Origin of the sequence: Limnohabitans sp. Jir72 (assembly GCF_003063575.1) — a bacterium.
In the GTDB taxonomy this organism is placed as follows: Bacteria; Pseudomonadota; Gammaproteobacteria; order Burkholderiales; family Burkholderiaceae_C; genus Limnohabitans_A.
Window position 1 is genome coordinate 239,611 of the sequence record NZ_NESC01000004.1, and the last position, 25,121, is coordinate 264,731.

The 25,121-nt window shown below is 63.4% G+C and carries 26 protein-coding genes; 7 read left to right on the top strand and 19 right to left on the bottom strand.

Features of this window, described 5'->3' with window-relative positions:
- Window positions 1-11: 11 nt before the first annotated feature.
- From ccmI to B9Z52_RS07600, 10 genes are all read right to left on the bottom strand, one after another.
- On the bottom strand, window positions 12-1,304 hold the full coding sequence (ccmI, locus tag B9Z52_RS07555) for a c-type cytochrome biogenesis protein CcmI (protein ID WP_108413224.1): 1,293 nt from the start codon (window positions 1,302-1,304) through the stop codon (window positions 12-14).
- Window positions 1,304-1,852 carry a cytochrome c-type biogenesis protein gene (locus tag B9Z52_RS07560; protein ID WP_108413225.1) on the bottom strand — a complete coding sequence of 183 codons (549 nt, stop codon included), beginning with the start codon at window positions 1,850-1,852 and terminating at the stop codon, window positions 1,304-1,306. The genes ccmI and B9Z52_RS07560 overlap by 1 nt, the downstream gene beginning before the upstream one ends.
- On the bottom strand, window positions 1,849-2,466 hold the full coding sequence (locus tag B9Z52_RS07565) for a redoxin domain-containing protein (RefSeq protein ID WP_233251869.1): 618 nt from the start codon (window positions 2,464-2,466) through the stop codon (window positions 1,849-1,851). Before B9Z52_RS07565 ends, B9Z52_RS07560 begins: the two co-directional genes overlap by 4 nt.
- The gene (locus B9Z52_RS07570; protein WP_199222057.1) at window positions 2,463-4,496 is read right to left on the bottom strand and encodes a heme lyase CcmF/NrfE family subunit; all 2,034 of its coding nucleotides are present in this window, start codon (window positions 4,494-4,496) and stop codon (window positions 2,463-2,465) included. Before B9Z52_RS07570 ends, B9Z52_RS07565 begins: the two co-directional genes overlap by 4 nt.
- A 222-nt stretch (window positions 4,497-4,718) precedes the next feature.
- Entirely contained in the window at window positions 4,719-5,165 is a 447-nt protein-coding gene (gene ccmE / locus B9Z52_RS07575; protein ID WP_108413226.1) for a cytochrome c maturation protein CcmE, read from the bottom strand.
- Window positions 5,162-5,446 (bottom strand): heme exporter protein CcmD, encoded by a 285-nt coding sequence (gene ccmD, locus B9Z52_RS07580; protein ID WP_108413227.1) that lies wholly within the window; start codon window positions 5,444-5,446, stop codon window positions 5,162-5,164. Before ccmD ends, ccmE begins: the two co-directional genes overlap by 4 nt.
- Entirely contained in the window at window positions 5,443-6,201 is a 759-nt protein-coding gene (gene ccmC, locus B9Z52_RS07585; protein ID WP_108413228.1) for a heme ABC transporter permease CcmC, read from the bottom strand. The genes ccmD and ccmC overlap by 4 nt, the downstream gene beginning before the upstream one ends.
- A 13-nt stretch (window positions 6,202-6,214) precedes the next feature.
- Window positions 6,215-6,934 carry a heme exporter protein CcmB gene (gene ccmB, locus B9Z52_RS07590; protein WP_108413229.1) on the bottom strand — a complete coding sequence of 240 codons (720 nt, stop codon included), beginning with the start codon at window positions 6,932-6,934 and terminating at the stop codon, window positions 6,215-6,217.
- Window positions 6,931-7,584, bottom strand: coding sequence for a cytochrome c biogenesis heme-transporting ATPase CcmA (gene ccmA / locus B9Z52_RS07595; protein WP_108413230.1), 654 nt, complete (start codon window positions 7,582-7,584; stop codon window positions 6,931-6,933). The genes ccmB and ccmA overlap by 4 nt, the downstream gene beginning before the upstream one ends.
- A 211-nt stretch (window positions 7,585-7,795) precedes the next feature.
- A complete protein-coding gene (locus B9Z52_RS07600) occupies window positions 7,796-8,122 on the bottom strand; it encodes a high-potential iron-sulfur protein (protein WP_108413231.1) in 327 nt (108 codons plus the stop codon).
- A gap of 192 nt (window positions 8,123-8,314) precedes the next feature.
- Between B9Z52_RS07600 and B9Z52_RS07605 the strand changes: the two genes are divergently transcribed.
- From B9Z52_RS07605 to bchO, 5 genes are all read left to right on the top strand, one after another.
- Entirely contained in the window at window positions 8,315-8,905 is a 591-nt protein-coding gene (locus tag B9Z52_RS07605; RefSeq protein ID WP_108413232.1) for an NnrU family protein, read from the top strand.
- Window positions 8,906-8,931: 26 nt separating this feature from the next.
- The gene (locus B9Z52_RS07610) at window positions 8,932-10,212 is read left to right on the top strand and encodes a Coenzyme F420 hydrogenase/dehydrogenase, beta subunit C-terminal domain (protein ID WP_108413233.1); all 1,281 of its coding nucleotides are present in this window, start codon (window positions 8,932-8,934) and stop codon (window positions 10,210-10,212) included.
- An 89-nt stretch (window positions 10,213-10,301) separates the two neighbouring features.
- Window positions 10,302-11,327, top strand: a complete 1,026-nt coding sequence (gene bchI, locus B9Z52_RS07615; protein WP_108413234.1) for a magnesium chelatase ATPase subunit I — start codon at window positions 10,302-10,304, stop codon at window positions 11,325-11,327.
- Window positions 11,328-11,350: 23 nt separating this feature from the next.
- Window positions 11,351-13,243 carry a magnesium chelatase subunit D gene (locus B9Z52_RS07620; RefSeq protein WP_108413235.1) on the top strand — a complete coding sequence of 631 codons (1,893 nt, stop codon included), beginning with the start codon at window positions 11,351-11,353 and terminating at the stop codon, window positions 13,241-13,243.
- 42 nt (window positions 13,244-13,285) lie between these two features.
- Entirely contained in the window at window positions 13,286-14,173 is an 888-nt protein-coding gene (gene bchO, locus B9Z52_RS07625) for an alpha/beta fold hydrolase BchO (RefSeq protein ID WP_108413236.1), read from the top strand.
- A 16-nt stretch (window positions 14,174-14,189) separates the two neighbouring features.
- On the opposite strand, the gene B9Z52_RS07630 is transcribed toward bchO, so the two are convergent.
- The 9 genes from B9Z52_RS07630 to B9Z52_RS07670 form a co-directional block, all read right to left on the bottom strand.
- Window positions 14,190-15,047 carry a B12-binding domain-containing protein gene (locus B9Z52_RS07630; protein WP_233251870.1) on the bottom strand — a complete coding sequence of 286 codons (858 nt, stop codon included), beginning with the start codon at window positions 15,045-15,047 and terminating at the stop codon, window positions 14,190-14,192.
- Between the two features lie 262 nt (window positions 15,048-15,309).
- On the bottom strand, window positions 15,310-15,801 hold the full coding sequence (locus tag B9Z52_RS07635; RefSeq protein WP_233251871.1) for a TspO/MBR family protein: 492 nt from the start codon (window positions 15,799-15,801) through the stop codon (window positions 15,310-15,312).
- Between the two features lie 46 nt (window positions 15,802-15,847).
- A complete protein-coding gene (locus B9Z52_RS07640) occupies window positions 15,848-16,744 on the bottom strand; it encodes an alpha/beta fold hydrolase (protein WP_233251872.1) in 897 nt (298 codons plus the stop codon).
- 50 nt (window positions 16,745-16,794) lie between these two features.
- Window positions 16,795-16,974, bottom strand: a complete 180-nt coding sequence (locus tag B9Z52_RS07645) for a hypothetical protein (protein WP_108413238.1) — start codon at window positions 16,972-16,974, stop codon at window positions 16,795-16,797.
- A gap of 153 nt (window positions 16,975-17,127) precedes the next feature.
- Window positions 17,128-18,336 carry a geranylgeranyl diphosphate reductase gene (locus tag B9Z52_RS07650; protein ID WP_108413239.1) on the bottom strand — a complete coding sequence of 403 codons (1,209 nt, stop codon included), beginning with the start codon at window positions 18,334-18,336 and terminating at the stop codon, window positions 17,128-17,130.
- On the bottom strand, window positions 18,333-19,700 hold the full coding sequence (locus B9Z52_RS07655; protein ID WP_108413240.1) for a BCD family MFS transporter: 1,368 nt from the start codon (window positions 19,698-19,700) through the stop codon (window positions 18,333-18,335). The genes B9Z52_RS07650 and B9Z52_RS07655 overlap by 4 nt, the downstream gene beginning before the upstream one ends.
- Window positions 19,697-20,662 carry a chlorophyll synthase ChlG gene (chlG, locus tag B9Z52_RS07660; RefSeq protein ID WP_108413241.1) on the bottom strand — a complete coding sequence of 322 codons (966 nt, stop codon included), beginning with the start codon at window positions 20,660-20,662 and terminating at the stop codon, window positions 19,697-19,699. Before chlG ends, B9Z52_RS07655 begins: the two co-directional genes overlap by 4 nt.
- Window positions 20,663-20,735: 73 nt before the next feature.
- Window positions 20,736-22,124, bottom strand: a complete 1,389-nt coding sequence (ppsR, locus tag B9Z52_RS07665) for a transcriptional regulator PpsR (protein WP_108413316.1) — start codon at window positions 22,122-22,124, stop codon at window positions 20,736-20,738.
- A gap of 131 nt (window positions 22,125-22,255) precedes the next feature.
- Window positions 22,256-23,062 carry a B12-binding domain-containing protein gene (locus B9Z52_RS07670; protein ID WP_108413242.1) on the bottom strand — a complete coding sequence of 269 codons (807 nt, stop codon included), beginning with the start codon at window positions 23,060-23,062 and terminating at the stop codon, window positions 22,256-22,258.
- Window positions 23,063-23,308: 246 nt separating this feature from the next.
- Here B9Z52_RS07670 and bchF point away from each other — a divergent pair, with 246 nt between their 5' ends.
- Window positions 23,309-23,818 carry a 2-vinyl bacteriochlorophyllide hydratase gene (gene bchF / locus B9Z52_RS07675; protein ID WP_108413243.1) on the top strand — a complete coding sequence of 170 codons (510 nt, stop codon included), beginning with the start codon at window positions 23,309-23,311 and terminating at the stop codon, window positions 23,816-23,818.
- Window positions 23,815-25,116 carry a ferredoxin:protochlorophyllide reductase (ATP-dependent) subunit N gene (locus tag B9Z52_RS07680; RefSeq protein ID WP_108413244.1) on the top strand — a complete coding sequence of 434 codons (1,302 nt, stop codon included), beginning with the start codon at window positions 23,815-23,817 and terminating at the stop codon, window positions 25,114-25,116. The genes bchF and B9Z52_RS07680 overlap by 4 nt, the downstream gene beginning before the upstream one ends.
- The last annotated feature ends 5 nt before the right edge of the window (window positions 25,117-25,121 follow it).

Consider the following 25,121-nt stretch of genomic DNA (forward strand, 5'->3'; position numbering starts at 1 on the left):
GTCTGTGATGTTCAGCGCCCGGTGATGTCGAGCACCACGCCCTGAACACCCGTCTTCACGCCGGGCAACTCGACCTGAAGATCACCCGCTTGCTTTTGCGCGGAACCGGTTTGGGATATCCGCGCCACCAAGCGCACTTGCGCCAGTGAGGACAACACGGGCGGTGCGCCCATGCCCATGCTGTCGCTCAAGGCAAAGCGAACCGGCCACGATGTGGGCGTGCTGCGCCAGATGGCCACCGGGCGGCGCGAGCCTTCTTCAGCCAGGGCGTAGACGAACAAGGTCGCGCCGGTGACGATGTGCTTTTGCAATTCGGGCGAAAGACGAACCTCGCCTTGAATGACAGGACGGGCGTCCCCCGCCAAAGCGGTGCCCGGTGCCGCAGCGCTGGGGGGTGCCGCGACGCCCTGCGCCAGCTCCGCCGCTGGCGACGCGGCCTGTGCCTGCGCCAGCGCTTGCTGCAGACCCTGTGCGGCTTCACTGTCGGCAGGCACCAGGCCCAGGGCGCGCTGCCAATAACTTTGCGCGGCCGCATGGCGTTTTTCCGACCAGGCCGCGCTGCCCGCCAGCACCAGTGCGTTCAGATGCCGGGGCTGCTCTCGCAACACGTTTTCAATCCATTGCCAAGGCTCGCCGGTGTAAACCCCGCCAGCGCTCAAGGCCTTCATTTGCGCCCGCTCAATCCACAGATCGGGCTCGGGGGACAAGGCCAGCACCCGGGCCAGGGCTTGTTCGGCCTGGGCGTGCGCGTTCTGGGCGGCCTGCAAACGCGCCAGCGTCAGCCAGGCCTCGGCATCGTCGGGGCGGTTTTGCGTGGCCTGCTGCCACACACGCGTTTGCTCGGCCAGTTGCTCGGGCGAGGTGGCGCTGATCTGCACCCGCTGGCTGAGTGGCACGGGCCACCAGGTCTGCTGTGCGCCCAGTTGCAGATAACTCAAACCGCTGAGCGCACCCAGCAAGAGCACGATCCAGCCCCAGCGCACCGGGCCCGTCACCCCATCGCCACCTCGCTGCAAAGCCGTCCCAGCTTGGGCCTGATCCAACAGGACCTGGCGCATCAGCTCGTCGCGGGCCGCTGCGTGTTGGTTGGCGTTCAGTCGGCCTTCGGTCAAGGCCCTGTCCAGATCGGCCAGGTGCTGCTGCTGAATGCGCCGATGGGCCTGGGCCTGCACATCTTCACCTGTCACCACCTGCGCCAAGTTTGCCGCTTGACGGGCGAGGCCCCGCCGCAACACCCAGGCGGCCAGCGCACCGAACAGCAGCAGCGCCAAAAGCAAACCGACCCAGGGCGGCAAAAACGACATCAGGACTCCAGCAGTTGGCGAACGCGTTCGCGCTCGTGATCGGTCAATGGGGCAGGCGCGGCCGGTGTGCGGCGCATCACGCGCATCGCCACACCCAGCGCCAGCAGCAGCAAGACAAAGGGGCCAAACCACAGCAACCAGGTCACGGGCTTGACCTCGGGCTTGTACAGCACGAAGTCTCCATAGCGGCTGACCAGAAAAGTTCGGATGTCGGCGTCGCTCTGGCCCTGCTCGATCAGGTGCCTCACTTCGCGCCGCAGATCCACCGCCAGCTCGGCGTTCGACGAGGCCAGCGACTCGTTCTGGCACACCAGACAGCGCAATTCGGTCGCGATGTGGTCCCAGCGGGCCTGGGGCGACATGGGGGCTTCGGTCCGGGCCGACTCGCCCACCGAAACAGCAGGCAACACCAAGGGCAGCACAGGCGCTGCAACGGCGCGAACTTCGCTGGCGGCTTGCAGGCTTGGCTGGACCCCTGACGCACAGAAGGCCTGCGGCTGGAACCCGGTCAAGGCCACCGCAAGAAAGATCATGCGTGCGGCGCTCATGGCTGCAAACGCCGCATCAGCGGCAGCAACTTGTGCTGCACGACTTCGGGCGTCAAGGCCCCGGCGTGCTTGAACCGGACCACGCCCTCGCGGTCCACCAGATAGGTTTCGGGCAAGCCGTACACGCCAAAGTCCATGCCCACCCGGCCATCCATGTCGAGCAGGTTCACGCCAAAGGCCTGACCGTGTTTTTGCAGCCAGGCCTGGTGGCGGGCCGTGGCTTTTTGCAGCGCTTGCGCGCTTTGCGGGTCCTGGCCCGACAGCTCCGAGGCCTGCAATTCTTTGTAGTTGAAGCCCACCATCTGCAGCCCCGGCTGGCGCGACAGCGCCATCAGGATCGGGTGCTCCTCTTTGCAACCCGCGCACCAGGTGGCCCAAAAATTCACCAGCGTGAGCTGGCCCTTGAATTGCGCAGCGCTGAATGCTTCAGCGCCCCCCACCACCGGCAACTGAAAAGCCGGTGCGGGCCGACCGATGAGCGGCGAAGGAATTTCCTGCGGGTTGCGGTTCAGCCCCACCGCCAAAAACACCACCATGCCCAAAAACAAAGCCAGCGGCACGAACACCCAGCGCGGCATGCGCTGCGGTTTGACGGGAGACAGCGGCCCACTCATGCTGGCCCCCCCAGCCCGGCCACAGAGGCCGTGCCTGGCATGGCCCCAGCGGCCGACCGCTGGGCAGCCGACTGCCGGTAGCGCCGGTCCCAAGCCGCCAGACCCCCGCCCAGCACCATGCAAAGCGCGCCCAGCCAGATCCACGACACAAAGGGCTTGTGGTACACGCGAAAGCTCCACTGCGGCGGCTCGCCCGCCAGAGGTTCGCCCAAAGACACATAGCGATCGCGCCACAGCGTGCGGTCAATCGCCGCCTCGGTCATGGGCATGGCGCTGGACACGTAGCGGCGCTTTTCGGGCTGCAGGGTGCCCACCTGGCGCTCGTCGCCAGGCGCACCTTCGAACATCTTGAGTTGAGCACGCAAGGCCAAATAGTTCGGCCCCAAATGGTTGTCCACGCTGATCAGCTGGTAGCGCACACCGGCCACCGTGACCGCATCGCCCAGGCCCAGGCGCACATCGCGCTCCACCTGAAAGGACTTGACGCCGGTGATGCCCAGCACCAGCACCGCCACACCCAGATGCGCCGCGTGCATGCCCCACCAGGCCAGGCCCGGTGCACCCGGCAAACGCAGGCGCAGCGCGACTTGCCAAGCGCCCGACAGCGCGATCCAGCCGCCCAGCGTCCCGCCCATCACCGCGAGCCAACCGCCCAGGCTGGTGGTGCTGCTGGTGCTGATGCCCTCGGCCATCGGCGTGCCCCCCCAGCTGGCCCAAGCGCTGGCCGCCAGCAGCGCCAAGGCCCCGGGCACCCCCACCGACCGCACAGCCGCCCAACGCGCCACATGCCAGGGCACCACCGTGCCCGGCACCATGGCCAAGAGCAGCGGCACCATCAGGGGCACGAACACACTGTCAAAGTACGGCGGCCCCACCGACAGCTTGCCCAGGTTCAGCGCGTCGATGATCAGCGGGTACAAGGTGCCCAGCAGCACCGCCGCCGTGGCCACCACCAAGAGCACGCTGTTGAGCAGCAAAAACGATTCGCGTGAACCGGCCACCGGCTGCGAAGCGTTGGCCCATTGCGGCGCACGCCAGGCAAACAAGGCCAGCGACACCCCCACCACCACGGCCAGAAACAGCAAGATGAAGATGCCCCGGCCCGGGTCGGTGGTGAAGGCGTGCACCGACGTCAGCACGCCCGAGCGCACGAGGAAGGTGCCCAGCAGGCTGAGCGAAAACGCGCCAATGGCCAAGAGCACCGTCCAAGCCTTGAACTGGCCGCGCTTGTCGGTGACCATGAGCGAATGGATCAGCGCCGTGGCCACCAGCCAGGGCATGAGCGAGGCGTTTTCCACCGGGTCCCAAAACCACCAGCCGCCCCAGCCCAGCTCGTAATAAGCCCACCAAGAACCCAGCGCGATGCCCAGCGTCAAAAAGCCCCACGCCGCCAGCGTCCAGGGCCGCGCCCAACGCGCCCAAGCGGCATCGAGCCGCCCCGACAGCAGCGCCGCCATGGCAAAGGCAAAGGCCACCGACATGCCCACATAGCCCATGTAGAGCATGGGCGGGTGGATCACCAGTCCCGGGTCTTGCAACAAAGGCGTCAAATCGCGGCCCTCAGACGGAGCCGGAAACTGCCGCGCGAACGGGTTGGACAAGGTGAGGATGAAGGCCAAAAACCCCACCGACACCGCGCCCATCACGCCCAGCACCTGCGCCACCAGGGCCTGTGGCAAACGCTTGGAAAACAGGGCCACCGCCACCGACCAGACCGCGAGCATGAAGACCCACAACAGCAGCGAGCCTTCGTGCCCGGCCCAAATGGCCGACAGGCGGTAGGGCGCAGGCAGCAAAGTGTTGGAGTGCTGCGCGACATAGCGCACGCTGAAGTCGTGCATGTGAAAGGCGTGCCACAAAGCCCCAAAGGCCAGCACGATCAGGGCCAGCTGCACCACCGCCAAAGGCCGCGCCAGCGCCTGCCAACCCGAGCGCCCCGCAGACAGGCTGCCCCACAGCGGCAGCACCGCTTGAGCCAAGGCCACCCAGGCCGCCATGATCAAGGCCAGATGGCCGACTTCAGGCCACATGCTGGGCTCCTGTCGATCCGGTGCCACGAGCATGCCATTTGGTCGTGCACACACCAGGGATGCGTCCGCGCTGGTCCTTGTAGGAGCCCACCCCGTGGGCGATGGTTTGCACAGCCTGTGACAGGCCCCATCGCCCACAGGGGTGTGCTCCTACATGAAGATGCGCTCCGTGCCTTGCGCCCAAAACTTGCTTAGGCCAAGTCCATGAGGCCACAGCGCGCTTCATCGCTGCACCGCCGCGCCCATGCGGGCCTTGGCCGCCTCGTCCAGCGCGTGCTGGGCTTCGGGCGGCATGTAGTTTTCGTCGTGTTTGGCCAGCACCTCGCTGGCCACAAACAGGCGGCCCGCATCCAGTCGGCCTTGGGCCACCACGCCTTTGCCCTCTTTGAACAAATCGGGCAGCAGGCCCACATAGCGCACCGGCATCTCTTGGTGGGTGTCGGTCACCACAAATTCGACCGCCATGTCCTGGCGCTTGACGCTGCCCGCCTTGACCAGACCACCGACCCGAAAGTGCCCATCTTTGGGCGCTTCACCGGCGGCCACTTGCGTGGGCGTGAAGAAAAATACCAGATTGCTCTGGAAAGCGTTGAGCACGAAATAAGCCGCGCCGCACAGCAGCAGCACGCCCAGCCCAATGCCCAGGCCTCGTTTGTGGCGGCTTTTCATGAAGGCGCTCCGGGCGTGATGCGGGGTGAATGGCCTGCGGGATGGCTGGAAGGGTATTGCGCGCATTGGGGGGTGTTGGACACCCATGCCCGGTCGGCATCGCTCTGGACATCCTGCTCGGCATCCATGGCTTCGCACACCGCATCCAGCGCCTGCTGACGCCCCATGCGGACCAGCCAGACCTCGAGAGCCAGCAAAGCCGCGCTCAAGCCCACGCTGCCCCACACATAAGCGCCATAGCCGCCCATGGCCCAGAACTCCGAAGTGCTTTGCCAGATCATGCGACGCCCTTCAAAAGCCGGTGCGCCTGCACTTCAGGCAGTTGCTGCACCCAGCCCGCGTGGCTGTCGCGCACCAGCATCAAGCTGCGCACGCGCCACAGGGCGATGGCTGCGGCGTACAACCAAATCGCCAGGCTCATGAGCAGCATGCCGGTCATCATCACACTGGCCATGCGCGGCGATTGCCTGAGCGAGACCGACGCGCCCTGGTGCAAGGTGTTCCACCACTTGACCGAAAAATAGATGATGGGCACGTTCACCGCCCCCACCAGCGCCACCAAGGCACCGGCCCGGTCCGAGCGGCGAGGGTCTTCAATCGCCGAGGTCAGTGCGATGTAGCCCACATACAAAAACAGCAGGATCAGCATCGAGGTCAACCGCGCGTCCCACACCCAATAGGTGCCCCACATCGGCTTGCCCCACAAGGCCCCGGTCCACAGCGACAAAAACGCCAGCAAGGCCCCGGTGGGCGCGAGTGCCCGCGTCATCAGGCCCGACAAGCGCGTGTTGAACACCAGACCCAGCACGCTCCACAAAGCCATGGCCAAATAAATCACCATGGCCATCCAGGACACCGGCACATGGATGTAAATGATGCGGTAGGCCTGGCCCTGCTGCGCATCGGCCGGCGCCACCATAAAGCCCACCCACAAACCCGCCAGCGCGAGCACCGTGGCCAGCAGCGCCAGCCAGGGCCACAGCCGCCCGGCCAGAGGGTAAAAGTTTTGCGGCGCAGCGTAGTGAAAAAGCTTCATGGACGGGTCCTGTTCATTCCAGCGCCAAGCGCAATGCCGCAGCACAGGCCCAGGGGCTGAAAGCCGCCGCGCCCAGCAAAAGCGCCAGCAAAACCGAGACGTGCGCCTCGCCCCCCAGACCGCGCATCTGCGCATCGACCGCGCCCGTGCCGAACACCAGCACCGGCACATACAAGGGCAAGAGCAAGAGCGACTGCAGCACCCCGCCACCGCGCACACCCAAAGTCAGCGCCGCACCAATCGCGCCCAGCAAGGACAACACCGGTGTGCCGATCAAGAGCGTGAGCGCCAGCATGCCCAAAGCCTCTGGCCCCAAAGCAAACTGCAAGCCCAAGAGCGGCGACAACAGCACCAAAGGCAAGCCCGAGATCAGCCAATGCGCCAGCAGCTTGGCGCTGACCAGCCAGGACAGGGGCGCGGCCGACAGTCCCAGCTGCTCCAGGCTGCCGTCTTGGTGGTCAGCCTCGAACAAGCGGCCCAGGCTCAGCATGCTGGCCAGCAAGGCCGCCACCCACAGCACGCCCGGCCCGATCAGGCGCAGCGTGGCGGGCTCGGGGCCAATGGCCAGCGGAAACAAAGCGGCCACCAGCACAAAGAAAAACACCGCGCCCAGCCACTCGGACTTGCGCCGAAACGCCAGGCGCAGGTCGCGCCTGAGCAAACCGGCCATGGCCTGCCAGGGGCTGGGCAGCACCTGCGACAGGGCAGGGGCCTTGAGGGACTGGGCGTTCATGCGGCGACCGCCCCACCGCCCAGATGGAAACGTGCACCGGGGCCTTGCAGCTGCACATCGTGGTGGCTGGTCATGACCAGCGCGCCACCCGCGTCCACATGCGACTGCAACAAGGCGCGGGCCGTGGCAGTGGCCTGGGCATCGAGCCCGACCAAGGGTTCGTCCAGCACCCACAGCCGTGCCGGGCTGGTGCGCAAACGCGCCAGCGCGACACCCTGGCGTTGGCCTTGCGACAAAACACGCACAGGCAAATGCGCCCGGCTTTGCAGGCCCTGCGCCGCCAGCGCTTGCAAGGCCTGATCGCGGCTGAGCGGCAAGCCACTGACCTGGGCATCCAGGCACAGGTTGTCGCAAGCGCTCAGATCGTGCTTGAGGCCCAAGGCGTGGCCGATGTAGTGAAGCACCGAACGGTCCGGGCGTGAAATTGACCTTGGCGTTGGGTTTTGTGCGGATTCAGGCCAGAGCACCTGACCACTGGCCGCAGGGGACAGGCCGCACAGGATGCGCAGCAAACTGCTCTTGCCGCAACCGTTGGCGCCTTCGATGTGCAACCAGCTGCCTTCGGGCACTGAAAAGCTGACGCCCTCGAACAGTGTCCGCTGGGCCTTTTGGCAGGCCAGGTCCATCGCTTTGAGCACCCAAGACGCCATTGAAGGGCTTTCTGGTCGGTTGAAGACAGATCAAAGTGTAATGATAGATTGACACTTTGTGCATTCAAGGATCTGCAAATCAGCCAAAAACAAGGGTAAGCACCAACATCAAGGCCTGCAAAGATCGGTAAATCAACCGAATATCCGAAAAAAAACCGCCCGAGGGCGGTTTCCGTTCCGAGCCAGCAGGCGGCTCGGGAGGCTGTGCGCCTCAGGCCTTTTTGGCGTAAGCCGAGCACCAGCCCTTGGCGGAGACTTGCTTGCCTGCAAACAAGGGGCAACCGCCGGAAGCTGCGCCGGCCTTGCCCTGGAACAGGGCGCAGTTGCCGCAATTGGAACCCGCAGCGAACTTGGGGTTTTTGGCCTTGTCGACCTTGGTGGCATCGGCTTTGTAACCCAGACCTGCGGCCTGAGCATCTTTTTCGTCCACCATGGCTTGGGCGGAGGCCTCGCTCACAGCCATCACAGCGGTGGCGACGGTGGCAGCCTGCATCATGAATACGCGGCGATTCGAGGGACGGGATGAGAAAAGGGACATGGATTGCTCCTGAAAGGGAAGGTCAGAAAATACTGAGCGATTTATTGTGCGTCAGATCGTTCAACTTGTCGTGAAAGATGAGATACCTGAGCAATTCACAAAGGAACTGCCGAGACTGCAGTTGTCAACCGCAATGGACATGCCCGTGTCAGAATGCGGCTCAACACCATCCCTGTTTCACAAAGGTTTTACATGCTGCAATTGCTCATCGGCCTGGTTCTCTTCTTAGGCATCCACTCGTTGCAGAGCTTGGCGCCGCAGCTGCGCCAAAACGCCATCGCCCGCTGGGGTGCGTTGGGTTTCAAGGGCGTTTATGCGGGCATTTCGCTGCTGGGTCTGACCCTGCTGGTGCAAGGCTACGGGCAAGCGCGTCTGGACCCGGTGGTGCTGTGGACACCTCCTCGCGGCATGCAGCACACCACCATCTTGCTGATGTGGCTGGCCATGGTCTTGCTGGTGGCCGCTTATGTGCCCGGCAACCAAATCAAAGCCAAACTTCGCCACCCCATGACCTTGTCGGTCAAGGTCTGGGCACTGGCCCATTTGCTGTCGAACGGGAACCTGGCCGATGTGCTCTTGTTCGGCGGTTTTCTGATCTGGTCAGTACTGGTGTTCCGCGCGGCACGCCAGCGCGAGCGCCTGAGCATGCACACCGCCCCCGAAGGCACGCTGATCGGCAGCTTGTTGGCGGTAGCGCTGGGCACGGGCGTCTGGGCCGCATTCCTGATGGGCGGCCTGCACCTGTGGCTGATCGGTGTGATGCCTTTCACCCGCGCGGTCTGATTGGGCTCGGACCAGAGGCTGCCGCCATGAGCATCTCGCCAGACCACTTTGCTCAAAGCACGCCTTTGGCCAACCCCATCACCGCCCCCGCCCGCAAGCTGTGCACCGATTGCGGACTCTCGCGCACCGATGACCCCAAGCGCTGTGGCCAGGCCTGCCAGTTCATCCAGCCCGATTACCCGGGCTTGGAGCAGCGGGTGCATGGCCGTGTGCGCCAACAGGGCAACGCTGCGAACAAGGCCCAGCCCGACGAGTTGTTTTTCGGGCCTTACCAACAGATCCTGAGTGCCCGCCTGGACCCACCCACGCACGGCGCGCAGTGGACCGGCATCACCACACGCCTGGCCGAGGTGCTGCTCGAAAAAGGCCTGGTGGACGCCGTGATCGCCATGGCCGCCGACCCGCATGACCGCTGGCGGCCGCGCCCGGTGCTGGTCACCCGCGCCGAAGACATGGCGCAGTGCCGGGGCATGCGCATGGGCTATGCGCCACTGCTCAGCCTGGTGGAGCCCGCGTTGGCGCAAGGCCACAAACGGCTGGCCGTGATCGGCATCCCCTGCCAGATTTACGCCCTGCGGGCCATCCAGCCGCAGCTCGAGCGCGAGCAAGGTCTGGAGCAGCTCTACGTGATCGGCACGCCCTGCTCGGACAACACCACGACCGAAAACTTTCACCAGTTTCTGGGCCTGATCTCGGACCGGCCACAGGACATCAGCTATGTGGAGTTCCGCGCCGACTACAAGGTGGAGGTGCGCACCGACCAAGGCGACAAGCGCCTGATCCCGTTTTTGAACCTGCCGCTCTCCACCCTGCCACCCGACTTTTTCCCGCTGACTTGCCGCACCTGCGTGGACTACACCAATGTGCTGGCCGACATCACGGTGGGTTACATGGGCGGTCACGGCCAACAGTGGTTGTTGGTGCGCAACGCACGCGGACAAGCGGTGCTCGACGGCATTCAGGCGCAATTGGTCACCAGCGCCCCCATCAGCAAAGGCAAAAGGGATGGCCCGGTGCGCGGCTTCATGACCAACACCGAGCGCGCCGCCGGGGGCCTGCCGCTGCGGCGCATGCCCGCCTGGATCAAGCCGCTGGTCAACTGGCTCATGCCCCGGGTGGGGCCGCGTGGTCTGGAGTTTGCACGCGCCCGGGTCGAGATGAAGGCCATCGAGTCCATCCTGCACCTGCGCCGCGAGGCGCCAGCGCGCATCAAAAACATGTTGCCGCAGCACGTTTGGGATCTGGCGGCCCGCTATGGGCTGAAACCCGAATCCCAACCCGTTGACACCTCCACGCCCAAAATCTAACTCCAGAGTCCATTTGGAGTGTAAATTTAACTTGACACTTTGCCGTGTCTTTTGGATGATGGGCCGAGAACAGTTTTTCGGGACGCCCCATGGCACTGACCTTCCCTTTCGCGGCCATCGTTGGTCAAGATGAAATGACCCTCGCCATCCAGGTGGTGGCGGTCGACCCCTCGATCGGCGGCGTGCTGGTTCTGGGTGACCGGGGCACCGGCAAATCCACCGCCGTGCGCGCCTTGGCCGACCTGTTGCCCCCGATTTCGGTCGTCAAAGGCTGCCCTTACCGATGCGACCCGGCCAAACCGGCAAGCGCCTGCCCGGTCTGCCAAGCCCGCGATCCCAAAGCCAAAGTGGTGACCGAACGCCAAAGCGTGGCCGTGGTCGACCTGCCCTTAGGCGCGACCGAAGACCGTGTGGTCGGCGCGCTGGATCTGGAAAAAGCCTTGTCGCAAGGCGTCAAATCTTTCGCCCCCGGCCTGCTGGCACAAGCACACCGGGGCTTTTTGTACATCGACGAGGTCAACCTGCTGGACGACCACTTGGTGGACCTGCTGATCGACGTGGCCGCCTCGGGCGAGAACCTGGTCGAGCGCGAAGGCCTGAGCGTGCGCCACCCCGCCCGCTTTGTGCTGGTGGGCAGCGGCAACCCCGAAGAAGGCGAGCTGCGCCCGCAGTTGCTCGACCGTTTTGGCCTGTCGGTGCAGGTGCGCACGCCGCAAGACCTGAAGCTGCGCGTGGACATCATCAAGCGCCGCGACGCATTTGAAAAAGACCCCACCGCCTTCAAAGCCCTGTGGCACAAAGACAACCAGAAGCTGCAAAAACGCATCCTCAAAGCGCGTGAGCGGCTGGCTGATGTGACAGTCAGCGACGACATGCTGATGCTGTGCGCACGGCTGTGCCAGCAGTTGGGCACCGACGGTCTGCGCGCCGAACTCACGTTGTTGCGCGCCACCCGTGCCTTTGCTGCTTTGCAAGGGCATCTTTCGGTGCAGGCCGAACACCTGCAAAGCATGGCCCCGCTGGCCCTGCGCCACCGCCTGCGCCGCAACCCGCTGGACGACACCGACTCGGGCGCACGCGTGCAACGCAGCCTGCAAGAAGTGCTGGCCGCTTAAAGCGCTGCACCGCCCTGCAGCCCATGACCCAAGACAAGGCCTCAAGCCAGCAAAGCCTGGACGCTTGGCACGATGCGCTGAGCAGCTTGCAAATTTTGCAGCTGGACCCGCATGGCCTGGGCGGCGTGTGCCTGCGCGCCCCGCACGGCCCGGTGCGCGAACGCTGGCTGAGCACACTGGCCAGTCTGGGCCTGCCGCTGGTCAAGGTGCCCGGCTCGGCCGATGCCGAGCGCCTCTTGGGCGGCATCGATTTGGCCCACACCCTGCAAACCGGACAGCTGCGCATGCAAGCGGGCTTGCTGCAACAAGCCGACCAAGGCTTGGTCTGCCTGCCCATGGCCGAGCGCCTGGCACCGGCTCTGCTGGCCCCGCTGATGCAGGCGCTGGATTCGGGCCAAGTGGCGGCCACCCACCACGCCAGCGCCCCTACCGCCACCCGCTTTGGTGTGGTGGCGCTGGACGAATCTTTGCCCGACGAGTCGGGCGTGAACGCCGCGCTGCAAGAGCGACTGGGCCTGTGGCTCGATTTGCAGGCGCTGTCGCCTTCGGACATCGACGCCAGTCTGAACGACAGCGAAGACGATGCCCTGCACATAGGTCTGAGCCCTGGCGCCCTGGCGCGTGCACGCGAGCAGCTGCAACAGGTCCAAGCCAGCGATGCGCAACTGCATGCGCTGTGCGCGTCGGCGCTGGGCTTGGGCATAGGCTCCTTGCGCGCGCCCATCCTGGCGCTGCGCGTGGCCAGCGCCCATGCGGCCCTCAACGGGCGCAGTGTGCTGGACGACGAAGACCTGGGCTTTGCCGCGCGCTGCGTGCTGGCACCCCGCGCCACGCAGTGGCCAGCCGAGCCGTCAGAAGAACAGTCGGCTGAACCGCCGCCGCCCGAAAACGACGAAACGCCTGAGCCGCCGCCCAAGCCGGAGACACCCGATCAAGCGCCGAGCGATCCGCCACCCGGTGATGCGCCCGAAGATGCGCCTCCAGACACGCCCCCCCAAGAGCCCAGCGCCGAAGACCTGCAAGAGATGATGGTGGCCGCCGCCCTGGCCAGCTTGCCACCGCACATGCTGGATGCGCTGGCCACACAAAAAGGCGCACGCAGTGGCAACACGTCTGGCCGCAGCGGCCAGACCCGCGCTGGGCAGCAACGCGGCCGCCCCCTGCCCCCGCGCCCGGGTCGTCCGGGCGGCCATGCGCGGCTGCATGTGTTGGCCACCTTGCGCGCTGCTGCGCCGCGCCAGCGCCTGCGCCAGGCCACACCGCTGGCCAGCTCAAACGACACCACGGCCAGCCGAGGCCGCATCGCCATCCGCGCCGAAGACTTCCACATCCAGCGCTACCAGCAGCGCTCTTCGAGCTGCCTGATCCTGGCACTCGACGCTTCGGGTTCGGCCGCCTTGCAGCGCTTGGCCGAAGCCAAAGGTGCGGTCGAGTTGCTGCTGCAGCAGTCGTATGCGCGGCGCGACAGCGTGTGCATCGTGGCCTTTCGGGGCGCACAGGCGCAGCTGCTGCTGCCCGCCACGCGCTCGCTGGTGCGGGCCAAACGCGCCATGACCGGCTTGCCCGGCGGTGGGGGCACACCGCTGGCGCTCGCCCTCAAAATGGCGCACGAACAAGCCGCCTTGCTGCAGCGTCAGGGCGTCACCCCGATCCTGGTGGTGCTGAGCGATGGGCGCGCCAACGTGACGCTGCAAGGCGTGGGTGGCCGCGCCCAGGCGCAGGCCGATGCCCAGAACTGGGGCCAGCAATGGCGCAGCACCGGCCACCGTGCGCTGTGGATCGACACCAGCGTACAGCCCGATGCGCAAGCCAAACAACTGGCCGCGACCATGGGTGCCAGCTACCTGCCCATGCCGCAGGTGCAAGCCCAGCGCATGGCCCACGCCATGGACAGCCTGCGCACCGGTCCGGCCTGAGCCCGTCGCCTTTGCCTTTGTTGAACCCCCTCCGAATTGCCCATGTTCGAAAGCTTTTACCCCGGCATGTCTTGGCCCGAACACCGGGCCAGCTGGCCACATGCGCCGCACAGCCGCTTTGTGCAGGCTGGGGGCATCCACTGGCATGTGCAAATGCAAGGCCAAGGCCCCTGCATGCTGCTCTTGCACGGCACGGGCTCGGGCAACTTCAGCTGGCGTGGCCTCTTGCCAACGCTGGCACAGCACTTCACCGTGGTCGCACCCGATTTGCCGGGCCACGCGTTCACCAGCCGGGGACCCGAGGGAGCCTTGTCGCTGCCCGGGATGGCCGAAGGCCTGCGCGCCCTGATGCTGCAATTGAAGCTCACGCCCCAAGTCATCGTGGGCCATTCTGCCGGTGCGGCGATTGCCGCGCACATGGCGCTGAACTTTGGCAGCCTGGCGCGCAGCACCTTGATTGGCCTGAACCCGGCTTGGCTGCCCCTGCCCGGCGTGGCCTCGTGGTTGTTTGGTCCGGCGGCCAAGCTGGCGGCGCTTAACCCGCTGTCGGCCTGGGCCACTGCCAAGCTGGCGGCCAAGCCCGGTTCGGTGGCCGAGTGGATCGCACGCACGGGCTCCACGCTCGACGCGCAAGGGATGGATCTGTACACCCGCGTGCTCAGCAACTCGGGGCATGTGCACGGCGTGCTGTCGATGATGGCCGCTTGGCGCCTCAAGCCCTTGGCCGCGCGCCTGCACGAGATCCGCAACCCGGTGTTCATGCACATCGGCGCGCAAGACCAGACCGTGCCGCCCGCCTTGGCCGACGAGGCCTGCAAGCGCCTGCCGCAAGCGCATCAAACCGTGCAAGCCGGTTTGGGGCACCTGGCCCACGAACAAGACCCGATGGACACGGTGCAACACATCCTGCGCTGGTGCCGCTCAGCGTGAGCGGGCTTTATCAGGGTCAGCCGCCTGTGGGTGGCAGGCTTGAGCTGGACCGCACCAGCTGCTTGACAGCACCCACGGCCTCACGCGCATCCGTGAAGATGGCGTCTGCGCCCAGATCCTGCGGCGAGCATTCCTGCATCAGAAAAATCGGTCCGCCCAAAACCACACGAACTTTCGGATTGCCCGAGTTGGCCCGCAAATGCTGGATCAGCTCAGGCAGGGTCTTCAGTTGCGCCTCCAAGGCCACCGAAATACCGACCACGTCAAACCACTCGTTGGCCACGGCCCGCAGCAGCTCAGACTCTGAGGAGGAAATTTCTAGCACCACCTCTGCACCGGCTTGGCGGAAAAAGTCAGCCACGATCGTGAGTCCCAGAAAATGCTGGGAACCCGGCGCACAGGCCAACATGACACGCTCGCTGTCGCCCTCATCACGGGGACCTGCTGGCGACTCATAACCCAGTCGATAAATCATCTGGTGCATCATCGCCAAACCACAGGTGACTTGCGCGAAATCGCACAAATCCTGCTCCCACAAGACGCCCAAATGGCGTGCTGCCGGGGTGATCAACTCCAGAAAAATCCGGTCATGCGCCAAGCCCCTGGCCATGAGGGCATCGACGATCTCGTTGGCTTGGCGGACATCCCCACTCAGGCAGTGCTGCGTGAAAGCCAGAAACTCCGGCTGCTCAGCCACAGAGTCCTGCTCATGCAAGGCCTGGACCTTGCCAGGAAATAACTGATGCACATTAAGCAGTCGGGGAATGATCTGCTGCTCGATCACTGCCAGCAGGGCGTCCTTGCAGTCGTCCTGCTGACTGGCCAATGGCTGGTAAGCATGTGACTGACCACCCGAGTTGTTGAACCCAGACATGAGCGTTCCTTGCAGCATGAGCGTGTCACCCTCTTCGAAGGTGAAAACCGGGGCGTTGATCCGCCAGCGACATAGCATGCCGATTCGCAGCTGCAAATTGGTTTATAAATTCATTGATCTGGATCAACAAGCATGAGAAACCCTAGGCTTGACAAGCCAGAAAAACGTTTTAAAACCCCTGAATCCGCACTGGCAGGCGGAAAATCCACTCAAAAAGACCATTTTCCAAATCATGGGCAAAAACGGGTTTCAGACCCTGCGGTCACCCAAGACCGCCAAAAGGCCCATTGAGCTGAACCGTTTGCAGGTTCAACACCGCCGCGATGCCGACCCAGACCCCATAACTGATCAGCAGCAAACTGGCCCAGCGTGACAGCCGCCACAGGCCCACGATCAGGGCCACGATGGAAAGCCACAGAAAAACCACCTCCAGCAGCGCCCAATCCGGGCGCTGCAACTTGAAGTACAGCGCACTCCAGACGATGTTGAGCACGGCATTCACGCCAAACAGCCCCGCCACGCGGCGGCGCAGTGCGGGCGAGTTGGCCGCTTGCCAGGCCAGAAAGCCGCTGATGGCGCACAGGGTGAAGATGGTGCTCCAGATCACGCCAAAGGCGGCGTCCGGCGGCTTCCAGGTCGGGTGCTTCAGGGCAAAGTACCACGGTCCCAGTTCGGTCAGGGCGCCACCGATGCCCGCCGTGGCATAGCTCAGCGCAAAGGCCAGCGCCAATCGAGTCCAGGTTGGTTTGTTCATAGGCCGCATTGTCGCCGGGCTCGGCCTCGCGGCCCCCGCAATCCCATCAACGCAAGAAATCCACCACGGCCTGAAGCGAAACCTCTGCGGCTTCTTCTTGTGGCAAATGCCCCACCCCGGGCCAAGACAGCAGACGGCTGCCGGGAATGGCCTGCAGGTAATCACGGGCGTTGATCACCGGGATCATGGCATCGGCCTCTCCCCAAAGCAACAAAGTCGGTGCCTTGATCTGGCGCAGCATGGGCTCAGGTTCTTGCAACACGGTTTGCTTCAATCGCTCCAGCATGGCCTGACGAGCACCGGGCGCGCGCAACAGGTCGTGGTAGCGGGTGGTCAGCGCATCGCTCAGGTGATCTGGCTGCGCGTAGGCTGATTTGAGGCTCATGCGCAGCAGGGGTTTGGGCAGCACATGGCGCATCAAGCTCAAGCTGGCAGGCACATCCATGGGCTTGCCGTATTCAAAGCCTGCGCTGGCAAAGCCATCGGGCGCAATCAACACCAGCCGGTCGGTGCGCTCGGGGTGTTTGGCCGCAAAAGTCCAGGCGATTCGCCCCCCCATCGAATGGCCCACGATACTGGCACGAGACACGTCCAATGCGTCCAGCAAACTGAGCAGCAGCTGCAGGCTGCGCGCATCTGTGTAGTCGTTCGCGGGATCGGGCGGGCTCAGGCCGCTACCGGGCAGGTCCAGACGGATCACGCGGTGGGTTTGGCTCAGGCCCCGGGCCCACGCATCCCAGGTTTGCAAGCTGGCTCCAAAGCCATGCACCAAAACCACCACTGGAGCCTGCCGGGGACCGCTGTCACGCACATGCAAACGCCATGGGCCCACCGAGCGCAAATCAGCAGGTGCCTGCAGGTACCTGAACTCCAAATCGGCAAGCGGCAGGTCGGGTGTCCACAAACCAAAGGACAAGGCCGCAAAAACAGTCAAGGCGAGCATGAGCCAAAGCCTTTTCACGTCAGGCTGCGTGCGCGTGGACCAAGCCACGGTTAAATGGCAAACATCAGCAGCAACACCATTTGCAAACCGTAGATGATCATCAGGCCCAGTTTGTAGGTGTCGCGCAAGGTGTCGGACAGTCGCTGCATTTTTCTGTCCAGCCACCAATAAGCGGCACCGCACAAGCCCGTCATCAACAAGAAAATCGTGGCCATCAAAGAAGGCTGCATGTCCGCACTCCTGCTTAAAAAATCGGTTTTGACATCAATGCAGGTGCATGCCTGGGGCTTGCCGCTTCAGTGCTTGGCTGCTCTTGTGCAGCAAGATCACCAGCAACAGCCCTCGAGCCGCACAGCGGCGTCGTATTGCTTTAGGCCAGTGCATCAAGTTCGCGCCATGCCCAGCAGGTGCGCCATGTCCTTGAGAAAGATGCGCACATGCGCCATCGGGTCCTTGCGGGCCAGTTCCTTGTTCATGTACGACTCAAAGGTCAGGCGCTGCACGTCGCGGTCTTCGCAGATCTTGACGAACTTTTCGCGGCGACGGTCGTTTTGGTACCAGAAGTACTGCATCACGCCCAGAATCCAGAACACGCGGCCGTGCTGCTTCATGAAGCTCTTGCGGCCTTGTTTCAGGCAAGCACTGTTGCCGGTTTTAAGGGCCAGGTGCGCGGCCTGGGCCACACGCCGGGCGCAGTCCATCGCGTAATAAATGCCTTCGCCCGACGAGGGTGCGACCACACCCGCAGCATCGCCCACCACCACCACATCGCGCCCGTTGTCCCATTGGGGCAGTGGCTTGAGCGGAATCGGCGCGCCTTCGCGGCGCAAGGTGGGTGCATTCACCAAGCCTGCAATCTCTCGCAGACGGGCTGTGGCGCTGCGCAGCGAATAGCCTTTGTCGGCGCTGCCCATGCCCACGCTCATGGTCTTGCCGTGCGGGAAGACCCAGCCATAAAAGTCGGGCGAAACCTGACCTTGGTAGTACACGTCGCAGCGCGCCGCGTCGTAACCCGGCTGGCCCACAGGCGACTCGATGATCTCGTGGTAAGCAAACACGTATTTGGTTTTGTGCGCATTGGGAATGGCCTGACGCGCCACTTCAGAGCGTGCGCCATCGGCACCCACCACCATGCGGGCGCTGACCTTCACAGAGCGGGCATGCTCGGCAGCAGCGTGCTCTTTGGACGTGACCGGGGTGTAGTGGACCCACAACTGACCGCTGTCGTCGTGCTGCAGCTTGTCAAAAATCGCCTGGCAGCGCACCACCCCCGACTGTGCGGCGCGTTCGCGCAAATACTCGTCAAACTCGTCGCGATCGACCATGCCGACAAAACCATTGTCGATGGGGATGTCGACTTTGTTGTCGGCGGGCGAGATCATGCGGGCGCAGCGCACCTTGGCCACCAGCAGGTGGTCAGGGATGTCAAAGTCCTTGATCAAGCGCGGTGGGATCGCGCCACCGCAAGGCTTGGTGCGGCCCTGGCGGTCGAGCAGCAATACGCGCCATCCCTGGCGCACCAGGTCATACGCAGCGGTGGCACCCGAAGGCCCCCCCCCCACCACCACGAAATCAAAATCGGTCTGGTTCATGAGCTTGACCCACCTTTCAGCAATGCAGAAGTGTCAAAACGCAAAGGTCTCTGCTGTTGCGGGCCAGAGCGCAGGCGCAAAGCCACCGCCGCGGACACCGCAAACATGAGCGCTTGCATGCCAAACACGGCCGCATAGGCCGTGCGTTGTTCACCCAACAAGGCGTGGGCCAGGTCGCTGGCAGCAGTGCCCAGCAAACCACCCAGACCAAAAGCCGCCGCTTGCGCCGCGCCCCACAAACCCATGCGGGTGCCTTCGCGGCCTGCACCGCCCGCGCCAGCCAGACGCATCATGGTGGCAATCGCTGCGATTGAAAACGCGCCATTGGCCACGCCCAAAAACACCACATTGGCCTTGAGCGGCCAAACCTCGGCCATGGCCGAACTGCACAAACCCAATGTAGCCAGAGCCGACAGCAAGCAGCCACCCACCATCCAGGCTTGCACCGAACCCAGCCGTCCTGCCACCCAGCGAGACCCTGCGCCCGCCACAGCCAGCATGCCGATCAAAACCCCCATGTGGTGCCAGCCCGACAGCTGCGTGGTTTGCCCCGGCGTGAAGCCGTGTACCGCGCCCGCAAAGGGCTCCAAAATCAAATCCTGCGCGCTGTAAGCCAGCATGGACATGAACACAAACACGGTGAAGGTGCGCGCTGCCGGGTCGGCCCACACCTCTTTGAAGGCTTCTTTGAAATCTTGCTTTTGTTGGCGCTCGGCGGCCTCGCTTCGCACGGGCAACATCTGCGGATCGGCGTCTTTTTCCAGGCCCCACAAACACAGGGCCGTGATCAAGGCGGTCAGCACACTCAAACCCGCCGAGACCTGCAGCAGCACCTGCGGGCTGTAGGGGTCAATCAGCTTGCCCACCACACCGGCAGTGACGGCAAAGCCCACAATCATCATCAGCCACACCGTGGTGGCCGCAGGGGCGCGGCGCTCGTCAGGCACACGTTTGGCCATCAGCGCCAGCAGCGATGTGCCGCAAGCGCTCACGCCCAAGCCAATCAGGCTGAACGACAAGCAGGCCAACAGCGCGCCATAAAACGGCTCGGCGGCCATCCAGACCGTGGCGGCTGCGGCCATCACACCGCCTGTGCCCAGCACCAGCATGCCGCCCATCATCCAGGGCGTGCTGCGGCGGCCCTTGTCAGCCCCAAAACCCATGCGCGGGCGCACCATCTGCACGGCGTAATGCCAGGCCACCAAAAAGCCGGGCAGCAAGGCGGGCAGCGCCAGCTCAACGACCATGATGCGGTTGAGCGTGGAGGTGGTCACCACCACCACCGCGCCCAGGCAGGCCTGGATCAGGCCCAAGCGGATGATCTGAAACCAGCCAAACACTGGCATGCTCAACGCTGTGTTCATAAAGCCCCCACGGTGTGTTGCAACTGATTCAACTGGCGCAGGCCCCATGCGCTGACCATCATGCCGCTGACAAACAACGGCACACCAAAGGCCGACACATGCAAGGCCCGCTCCACCGGTTGGCGCAAAAATTTGGCCATCAAGGGCCCTTGCAAAACTGCCAAAGCCAAGACAGCTGCGGCGTGCCATGGCAGTTGCCAGCTCAAAAGCAATGCCGACACCACCACCTGCGGCACCAGCATGAACACGCAGGCCATGCGCGCCGCGCCGTGCGCGCCCAGCTGCACCGGCAGCGAGGCCACGCCCATGCGGCGGTCGCCTTCGATGGCCTTGAAATCGTTGAGCGTCATGATGCCGTGCGCCCCCACGCTGTAGAGCAGCGCCAGCGCCACCGAATGCGGGCCGGGCCAGGCCCCACCCAGCATGACGGCCGTGCCCGTGAGCCAAGCCAGCCCCTCATAACTCAGGGCGCAAGCCGCGTTGCCCCACCAGCCGTTGTTTTTCAGGCGCACAGGTGGTGCGCTGTAGGCCCACGACAACGCAATGGCCAAGGCGCAGGCGGCAAAGCCCCAAGGCCCCATGAGCGTGGCCCAGACCAGCGACAGCGCGGTCCAGGCAATCGCAATGCCCAGTCCCCAGCGCCTAGGCATCCGGCCCGAGGGGATGGGGCGGTTCGGTTCGTTGATGGCATCGACATGCCGGTCAAACCAGTCGTTGACGGCCTGGCTGCTGGCACACACCAGCGGGCCAGTGAGCACCAGGCCCAAGAGCAGCAAACCCCAATGCGCGCTCAGGGCTTGACCCGAGGCCACCACCCCACAGGCAAAAGCCCACATGGGCGGGAACCAAGTAATAGGTTTGAGGAGCTCGGCCACCGTGCGCAAAGCGGGCCGGTTGAGCACGGCCGATGCAAGGTGCGAAGCCTGAAGTGGTGGCGCAGGGGCCAGAGGCGGGGTGTCCATGCCCCCATTGTGAAGATCGATCTTGAAATGTCAACTAGGATTGACACTTACCGTCCATTTAAATTGACATTCTTCAGGGATTGTCTGCCTCAGCCTCGGCCACCATGCCAAAGCGACGCAGTTTGACGTACAGACTTTGGCGTGACAAACCCAACATTTCCGCTGCCGAAGCGCGGTTGTTGTGGGTCAATTCCAATGCGGCTTCGATGCACATGCGCTCAATGGTGTCCACCGTCTCACCCACAATGTCCTTGATGGGTCGACGGCCCACCAACTGTGACAATTCGGCAAAGGGATTGACTTGGCTTTGTGACACCGAGGCCCCGCCTTGCAGGCGACGGTCCATGTCGCGCACAAAAAAGGCGTACATGGGCTCGGGACGAGCCAGGCACACAGCAGAAACCTCGACCGGCAAGGTCATGCCTGACAAAGTACGCACTTCGGTGGCGAAATTGCGCACTGGCAGCTGCTGGCGCAAACTGGTATTGAGCACACCCCAATCGACCGATCCGCGCAGCAACCAGCGCTCCAGACTTTGCCCAACCACTTGAGAAGAAGCAGTCAAGCCCAGCAGGGCCATGCCTTCTTCGTTGACGCTTTTGATCACACCCGAGGTGTCGGTCAACAACCAACCGTCGGGGAAACGCTCCATGGCTTCGCTCAGTGCAGCCGACGAACCACTGTCCTGACGCGGCACCACCGTGCTTTCCCGGGTCACCAAGCGCACCAAAAACTGCGCCCCGCCCTCTTGGCGAAACACCGTGGCAGACACCGTCCAAGCCGAGGGCAAACCCGCCACACGGGCAGAACACATCTCAATGCGGCCGGTCGCCAGTGCCATTCGCAGCAAAGACTGCACTTCGCCTTGGCTGTCGCCTTCAAAACACTCCCGCACATCACGTCCGACCAGGCGTTTGCCGGCGTCTTTGAGCAAGGCTTGTGCACCCACATTGGCTTCGAGCACACGCTGCGTGGCGGCATCCACCATCAAAACAGCCTCAGATGAGGTGTCAAACAAGACACGGTAGCGCGCTTCGATGTGACGCAGACGTAAATAATCGCGCTCCATCGATTGCTGGGTTTCAACCAAGCGTCGTTGCAACTCGGCCAGGCTTTCGAGATCACGGCCCATGGCCAACAACTTGCCTGCACCCAAGGGCAACACGACATATTGAATGGCCACCTCATTGCCAACGGGCGAGAGGTGGTTCACATGCCGCCAGCGCAGAACGTCGGGTGCACCTTGAGAGTGCAGCATGTCCTGGATTTTGGTGCGGCTTTCGCTGGTAACGGTGTCGATCCAACGACGACCGACCCAGGACTGGCAACCCAAAGCCGCCAAGGTGTCGCGCCCCGTGGACACATCCTCAATCAGCCCCATGGGGTCCATGACCAAAGTGACGTCCGACACCACACCCAGCAACTGGGTGAATGTGGCGGCGTCTAGAGAGGGAAGCTTCATGTTGTAAACCAAACGGGTTTGAGCATCAGGAAGTTGACACTTGAATTTGTCATACAAGTATAGGCCCCTGAGGGTATAAAACCGCCATAACAGCGAAATTTAAAGGTAATAAAAATAACTTAACTGACACTTTAAACTCCTTTTGCCAGTGGCAAAGCCATCTGAAGAGCGAGCCATGCCACCGTGCCCGGTGCATCTTGCGCCACCACTTGTGCGGCAAGTCCTGTCAAAAGATCCGGGGCCGCATGGGCCATGGGGCCGCCGACAAACAGTCTTACACCGAGGTTGTCTACGCCTGCCAAGAGTTGTGGCAACACACTGCTCATGGCGTCCAAATGCCGGTCTGTGCTGACCGAGATGCCCACCGCGTCAAACCATTCGGATTGAAACAAGCGCTTGAACTCCGCCACATCCTGGGGAACACCGAGCGTGACCAACCAACCCTCCCGTTTAAAAAACTCACTCAACATGAGCAAACCCATGCTGTGCTGAGCGCCAGGCTCGGTCATCAGCAACAAACTCAGTCCATGGCTTTGGGCGGGCGTTTCATGCAAAAACTCGGCACTGAAATCATGCAGCAGCTGCTGCAGGTGAGCCGAAGCAATGGTGGTCATGGCGAAGTCGAGACGGTCAGAACACCACCAATCCCCCAGCAAACGCGCACAAGGCGTGATGCCTTGCAAATAGATGTCCTCCAGGGACTGCCCTTGACGTTGCCAGCCAAAAACCACTTGACGCGCCGCGTCCAGGCCTTGCAAACAAGCTTGCGCCAGGATCTGGATCTGGGCCAGGTCGAGTGCTGACTTGCCCGTGAAAGACGTCCCGCCCACCAAGCGCGGCCCCACCGGCGAGCCCTGCCGGATAGATTCTGGCAAAAGCTGCGCACAGGCCTGCGGCGATGGAGGCGATGGAGAGTTTTCGACATTGAATTGCGCCATGACAAGCACCGATCAGCAGAGGAAGACATCAGCGGCAGGCTCCAACACTTTGGCGTGCTCGACGCAAGAAATGATGGGAATGAAGCCCGTCAGGCCCATTTCACCAACACAGCTTCAAGTGTGAATTCAATGGCCATTCCTGTATTGAGTGTAAACCCTATGACTCGAAATATATGTCAATTCATGTTGACACACTGTATGCCCAGACTTACATTCAACCCAAGACATCCAGCCACAAGGTTCCTCATGCCCACCTCCAGCCCCCAGGTTTTGTACACGCCAGCGCAACGCGCCCGGCGTGACGCGACCGTCTGGACGCTGGTGCAAGGTGTGCTGGCCCCGGTGCAGTTCCTGATTTTTGGCATCAGTTTGTATCTGGTCATCAACAGCCTCCACACCGGCGAGCACACCGACTGGGCCTTGGCCTCGGTGGTGCTGAAAACCGTGGTGCTCTACGCCATCATGGTCACCGGCGCCATTTGGGAAAAGGTCGTGTTTGGACGCTATTTGTTTGCCCCCGCCTTCTTCTGGGAAGACGTGGTCAGCATGGGGGTCATGGCGCTGCACACGGCTTATGTCTGGGTCTGGTGGCAAGGCCACTGGAGCGCCACCGACCAGCTGCTGCTGGCCCTGGCCGCTTACGGCAGCTACGCGATCAACGCGGCGCAATACATCCGCAAGCTGCGCATGGCGCGGCTGCAAAAACAACCCTCCTCCACATCTTTGCCCGCATCGGGTGCACAGGCCAGCACATGAGCACCATCATCCCGATCCGCGCCGAAACTTCCGCTCAAACCTCCGGCTGTACCGACGTCGTCCCTTTGGTCGAACGCGGCCAGCGCGAGGTGTTTTGTGGCCTGACCGGCATCATCTGGCTGCACCGCAAAATTCAAGACGCTTTCTTTCTGGTGGTGGGCTCACGCACCTGCGCCCACCTGATCCAGTCGGCCGCGGGCGTGATGATTTTTGCCGAACCACGCTTTGGCACCGCCATCATCGACGAGCGCGACTTGGCCGGTTTGGCCGATGTGCATGAAGAACTCGACCGTGTGGTCGGCCAGCTGCTGGCACGTCGCCCCGACATCCGCTTGTTGTTTTTGGTGGGCTCTTGCCCGTCCGAGGTCATCAAGCTCGACCTGTCGCGCGCCGCCGAGCGCCAAAACCAAATCCACCACCCTGCGGTGCGCGTGCTCAACTACTCGGGCAGCGGCATCGAAACCACCTTCACCCAAGGTGAAGACGCTTGCCTGGCGGCCCTTGTTCCTAGCCTGCCCGGCTTGCCCGCCAGCACCGACACGGCCCCCGCCCTGATGGTGGTGGGCACCCTGGCCGATGTGGTCGAAGACCAGATGCGCAGCTTGTTGGAACGCATGGGTTTGCAGGTCAGCTTCTTCCCGCCGCGCAACAGCCAGGCCATGCCGGTGGTTGGCCCCAACACCCGTTATTTGTTGGCCCAGCCCTTTTTGGCCGACACCGCACGGGCGCTGCAGTCGCGCGGCGCGCAGCATTTGCCAGCACCCTTTCCACTGGGCGTGGAAGGCACGACCGCTTGGCTGCAAGCGGCCGCGACCGAATTTGGCGTGACCCCCGAGGTGTTTGAACAAGCCACCGCCGCACCCCGCCAACGCGCCGAAAAAGCCCTGGCCGTGCAGCGCCAAATGTTGCAAGGCCAACGGATCTTCTTCTTCCCCGACTCGCAGCTCGAAATCCCGCTGGCGCGCTTTGTGCACCGTGAACTGGGCATGGATTTGGTGGAAGTGGGCACACCCTATTTGCACCGCCAGCACATGGCCGCCGAACTCGCCTTGTTGCCCGCAGGCACCCGCATCAGCGAAGGCCAAGACGTGGACCTGCAGCTCGACCGCTGCATCGCCGATGCGCCCGATTTGGTGGTGTGTGGCCTCGGTTTGGCCAACCCCTTGGAGGCGCAAGGCATCACCACCAAGTGGGCCATCGAGTTGGTCTTCACCCCCATTCAGGGCTACGAACAAGCGGCCGATTTGGCCGGTCTGTTCAGCCGCCCCCTCAAACGCCGCCTGAAGCTGGCGGCATAAAGCGC

Coding starts and splice junctions, on each gene's coding strand:
- B9Z52_RS07655 (WP_108413240.1), bottom strand. CDS start 19,700: ATGAACACAGCGTTGAGCATGCCAGTGTTTGGCTGGTTTCAGATCATC.
- B9Z52_RS07640 (WP_233251872.1), bottom strand. CDS start 16,744: ATGCTCGCCTTGACTGTTTTTGCGGCCTTGTCCTTTGGTTTGTGGACA.
- B9Z52_RS07645 (WP_108413238.1), bottom strand. CDS start 16,974: ATGCAGCCTTCTTTGATGGCCACGATTTTCTTGTTGATGACGGGCTTG.
- B9Z52_RS07605 (WP_108413232.1), top strand. CDS start 8,315: ATGCTGCAATTGCTCATCGGCCTGGTTCTCTTCTTAGGCATCCACTCG.
- ccmE (WP_108413226.1), bottom strand. CDS start 5,165: ATGAAAAGCCGCCACAAACGAGGCCTGGGCATTGGGCTGGGCGTGCTG.
- bchF (WP_108413243.1), top strand. CDS start 23,309: ATGCCCACCTCCAGCCCCCAGGTTTTGTACACGCCAGCGCAACGCGCC.
- B9Z52_RS07600 (WP_108413231.1), bottom strand. CDS start 8,122: ATGTCCCTTTTCTCATCCCGTCCCTCGAATCGCCGCGTATTCATGATG.
- B9Z52_RS07670 (WP_108413242.1), bottom strand. CDS start 23,062: ATGGCGCAATTCAATGTCGAAAACTCTCCATCGCCTCCATCGCCGCAG.
- B9Z52_RS07565 (WP_233251869.1), bottom strand. CDS start 2,466: ATGAGTGGGCCGCTGTCTCCCGTCAAACCGCAGCGCATGCCGCGCTGG.
- B9Z52_RS07635 (WP_233251871.1), bottom strand. CDS start 15,801: ATGAACAAACCAACCTGGACTCGATTGGCGCTGGCCTTTGCGCTGAGC.
- ccmI (WP_108413224.1), bottom strand. CDS start 1,304: ATGTCGTTTTTGCCGCCCTGGGTCGGTTTGCTTTTGGCGCTGCTGCTG.
- ccmB (WP_108413229.1), bottom strand. CDS start 6,934: ATGAACGCCCAGTCCCTCAAGGCCCCTGCCCTGTCGCAGGTGCTGCCC.
- B9Z52_RS07620 (WP_108413235.1), top strand. CDS start 11,351: ATGACCCAAGACAAGGCCTCAAGCCAGCAAAGCCTGGACGCTTGGCAC.
- ccmA (WP_108413230.1), bottom strand. CDS start 7,584: ATGGCGTCTTGGGTGCTCAAAGCGATGGACCTGGCCTGCCAAAAGGCC.
- bchI (WP_108413234.1), top strand. CDS start 10,302: ATGGCACTGACCTTCCCTTTCGCGGCCATCGTTGGTCAAGATGAAATG.
- bchO (WP_108413236.1), top strand. CDS start 13,286: ATGTTCGAAAGCTTTTACCCCGGCATGTCTTGGCCCGAACACCGGGCC.
- B9Z52_RS07630 (WP_233251870.1), bottom strand. CDS start 15,047: ATGTCTGGGTTCAACAACTCGGGTGGTCAGTCACATGCTTACCAGCCA.
- B9Z52_RS07610 (WP_108413233.1), top strand. CDS start 8,932: ATGAGCATCTCGCCAGACCACTTTGCTCAAAGCACGCCTTTGGCCAAC.
- ccmC (WP_108413228.1), bottom strand. CDS start 6,201: ATGAAGCTTTTTCACTACGCTGCGCCGCAAAACTTTTACCCTCTGGCC.
- ccmD (WP_108413227.1), bottom strand. CDS start 5,446: ATGATCTGGCAAAGCACTTCGGAGTTCTGGGCCATGGGCGGCTATGGC.
- B9Z52_RS07650 (WP_108413239.1), bottom strand. CDS start 18,336: ATGAACCAGACCGATTTTGATTTCGTGGTGGTGGGGGGGGGGCCTTCG.
- B9Z52_RS07560 (WP_108413225.1), bottom strand. CDS start 1,852: ATGAGCGCCGCACGCATGATCTTTCTTGCGGTGGCCTTGACCGGGTTC.
- chlG (WP_108413241.1), bottom strand. CDS start 20,662: ATGGACACCCCGCCTCTGGCCCCTGCGCCACCACTTCAGGCTTCGCAC.
- B9Z52_RS07570 (WP_199222057.1), bottom strand. CDS start 4,496: ATGTGGCCTGAAGTCGGCCATCTGGCCTTGATCATGGCGGCCTGGGTG.
- ppsR (WP_108413316.1), bottom strand. CDS start 22,124: ATGAAGCTTCCCTCTCTAGACGCCGCCACATTCACCCAGTTGCTGGGT.
- B9Z52_RS07680 (WP_108413244.1), top strand. CDS start 23,815: ATGAGCACCATCATCCCGATCCGCGCCGAAACTTCCGCTCAAACCTCC.